2 protein-coding genes and 1 pseudogene are annotated in these 3297 nt (G+C 67.8%); all 3 read right to left on the bottom strand.

Features of this window, described 5'->3' with window-relative positions:
* Positions 1 to 122 precede the first annotated feature (122 nt).
* Positions 123 to 596, bottom strand: a complete 474-nt coding sequence (gene nudB / locus AC2H6A_RS18870) for a dihydroneopterin triphosphate diphosphatase (RefSeq protein ID WP_484275260.1) — start codon at positions 594 to 596, stop codon at positions 123 to 125.
* A 10-nt stretch (positions 597 to 606) separates the two neighbouring features.
* Positions 607 to 2403: an aspartate--tRNA ligase gene (gene aspS, locus AC2H6A_RS18865; RefSeq protein ID WP_484275261.1), complete on the bottom strand. Its 1797-nt coding sequence runs from the start codon at positions 2401 to 2403 to the stop codon at positions 607 to 609.
* A gap of 213 nt (positions 2404 to 2616) precedes the next feature.
* Positions 2617 to 2958 (bottom strand): annotated as a pseudogene (locus AC2H6A_RS18860) (DUF502 domain-containing protein); the annotation flags it as partial.
* Positions 2959 to 3297: the final 339 nt, after the last annotated feature.

The following is a 3297-nucleotide window of genomic DNA, read 5'->3' as shown; positions in this document are numbered from 1 at the left end:
GGCAACGCGCAGCGCCAGCCCCGGCGGCGAGGCCACCGTGGCGCTGCCGCCTGCGCCCGGCTGCGGCCGCGGCAGCGGCCGGGGCCGACCGGGGCGCAGGCCGTTGGCCGGACGCGCCGGACTCACGGCTGCGCCGCGCCGGTCGCCGGCCCGCGCCGGATGCGCTGCGGCAGTTCGCGGATGGCCTGCGCGTTCGACCACGAGAAGCATCGGCCGGCGGCCTCCTCCCAGGGCAGCCACGCGTAGGCGAGGTGCTCGCGCGGCGCGATGGTGACAGGCACGGGCGACGCCACGCACAGGCCGAAGACGTGCTCGGTGTTGTGCGTGACGCCGTCAGGGTAGCGATGGCGCCAGTGCGGGTAGATCTCGTAGCGGTTGGTCAGGGCCCAGTCGGTGAGCTGATGGGCGGCGACATCGAGGCCGGTTTCCTCGAGCACCTCGCGCCCGCAGGTCAGGGCGAGGTCCTCATCGAGGCTGTCCTTGCTGCCGGTGACCGACTGCCAGAAACCCGGGTGGTCGGCCCGCTCGAGCAGAAGCACCCGCAGGTCGGGCGTGTGGATCACGACGAGCACGGATTCGGGGATCTTGGTGCCCATCGTCGGTTGCTCAGGCGCGCGCGGCCTCGGCAGCCCGCAGCCGGATGTGCAGCTCGCGCAGCTGCTTCTCGTCGACCGGCGACGGCGCCTGGGTGAGCAGGCACTGCGCGCGCTGGGTCTTGGGGAAGGCGATGACATCGCGGATGGACTCGGCGCCGGTCATCATGGTGACGATGCGATCGAGGCCGAAGGCGATGCCGCCGTGCGGCGGCGCGCCGTACTGCAGCGCGTCGAGCAGGAAGCCGAACTTGGCGCGCGCCTCCTCGGGACCGATCTTCAGGGCCCGGAAGACCTTGCTCTGCACTTCCTCGCGGTGGATGCGCACCGAACCGCCGCCGAGCTCCCAGCCGTTGAGCACCATGTCGTAGGCCTTGGCCAGGCAGCGGCCGGGATCGGTCGCCATGAAATCCTCGTGGCCGTCCTTGGGCGAGGTGAACGGGTGGTGCACGGCGGTCCAGCGCGCGTCCGCCTCGTCGTACTCGAACATCGGGAAGTCGGTGACCCACAGCGGGCGCCACTGGCCCTCGACCAGCCCGGCCTTGCGGGCGAACTCGGAGTGGCCGATGCGGTTGCGCAGCGCGCCGATCGCATCGTTGACCACCTTGGCCTTGTCGGCGCCGAAGAAGATGATGTCGCCGTTGACCGCGCCGGTGCGCGCGAGCACCGCCTCGATCGCGCGGTCGTGCAGGTTCTTGACGATGGGCGACTGCAGGCCCTCGCGGCCGCGCGCGGCGTCGTTGACCTTGATCCAGGCCAGCCCGCGCGCGCCGTAGATGGCGACGAACTGCGTGTAGGCGTCGATCTCGCTGCGCGTGAGCTCGGCGCCGCCAGGCACGCGCAGACCGACGACCCGCCCGCCGGGCGTGGTGGCGGGGCCCGAGAACACCTTGAAGTCGACGTCGGCCATGACGTCGGTGAGCTCGGTGAACTGCATCTTGACGCGCAGATCGGGCTTGTCGGAACCGTAGAGGCGCATGGCCTCGGCGTAGGTCATGGTGGGAAAGCTCGCCGGCAGCTCGACGCCGATCGCGTTGCGAAAGACCGTGCGGATCATCTCCTCGAAGATGGCGCGGATCTCGGTCTCGTCGAGGAAGGAGGTCTCGCAGTCGATCTGGGTGAACTCGGGCTGGCGGTCGGCACGCAGGTCTTCGTCGCGAAAGCACTTGGTGATCTGGTAGTAGCGGTCGAACCCCGAGACCATCAGCAGCTGCTTGAAGAGCTGCGGGCTTTGCGGCAGGGCGAAGAACTGGCCTGCATTGACGCGCGAGGGCACGAGATAGTCACGCGCGCCCTCAGGCGTGGACTTGGTGAGCATCGGCGTTTCGATGTCGATGAAGCCGAGCGAATCGAGGTACTTGCGCACTTCCATGGCCACGCGATAACGCAGCATCAGGTTGTTTTGCATCTGCGGGCGGCGCAGATCGAGGACCCGGTGCGTCAGGCGCGTGGTCTCGGACAGATTGTCGTCGTCCAGCTGAAACGGCGGCGTGACCGAGGCATTGAGGATCTCGAGTTCGTGGCACAGCACCTCGATCTGGCCGCTGCGAATGCCTGCATTGTCGGTGCCCTCCGGGCGGCGACGCACCTTGCCGGTGATGCGCACGCAATACTCATTGCGCACGCGCTCGGCGGTGGCAAAGGTCTCGGCACGATCCGGGTCACACACCACCTGGGCAATGCCGGCGCGGTCGCGCAGGTCGATGAAGATCACGCCGCCATGGTCGCGGCGTCGCTGCACCCAGCCAAAGAGGGTCACGGTCTGGTCCAGGCGGTCGATGGACACCTCGCCGGTGTAGCAGGTACGCATGCTGTGGTTCTCTTTGATCAGGTCAGGTTCGATGAGGAGGGTGCGGCCACGGGCACATCGGCAGATGCGGCATCGGAACCGTTGGGGAGACGCGCGCGCGGACGGGACGACTACGCCCATCGAGACCACGTACTTCAAGGCCTCGTCGACGGACATATCGAGCTCGATGGTTTCGTCTTTGCGCACCATCAGGAAAAATCCTGAGGTGGGGTTGGGGGTGGTCGGGACATAGACCGACACCATTTCGGGCCCGTCGGTCGCACCCGGCGCTGGTGCGGCCACCTGTGCACGCACTTCATCGGCAGGCACGCCCGTCAGAAACCCGATGGTCCAGCTGCCGCGGCGCGGATATTCGATCAGCAGTGCCTTGCGAAAGGCATTGCCCTGCGGCGAGAGCAGCGTGTCGCTCACCTGCTTGACGCTCGAGTAGATGGTGCGCACGATGGGGATGCGCGACAGCAGCGACTCCCACAGACCTACCAGGCGCTGGCCCAGAAAGTTGGCGGCCAGCACTCCGGTGATGAAGATCACCAGCACCGTGAGCAACGCCCCCATACCGGGCAGATTGCGCCCGAACACCTGCAGGGGCTGCCACTGCACGGGCAGCAACGACAGGCTGAGGTCGAGCGTGGTGACGATGAAGTTGAGCACCCACAACGTGATGCCGATCGGTATCCAGATCAGCAGACCGGTGATGAAGTAGCGACGAAACATCGTGGCGCTCGGATGGAGTGTGTGAAGGCGACGGGTCAGCGTGGCGGCACGCGGGCGCGGCCGGTTCGGCCACTCCCTGGGCGCAACGCCCTCACGTGGAGGACGTTCCGCCCGCCGATGGCGGGGTGGCCGAAGCTGGACTCGGCGCGGCAGGGGTCGACCCCGAGGCGGATGCTCCAG

The organism is Quisquiliibacterium sp. (genome assembly GCF_982640115.1).
Note: the sequence above shows the minus strand (reverse complement) of the source record. Positions and strands in the feature narration are given on the sequence as shown.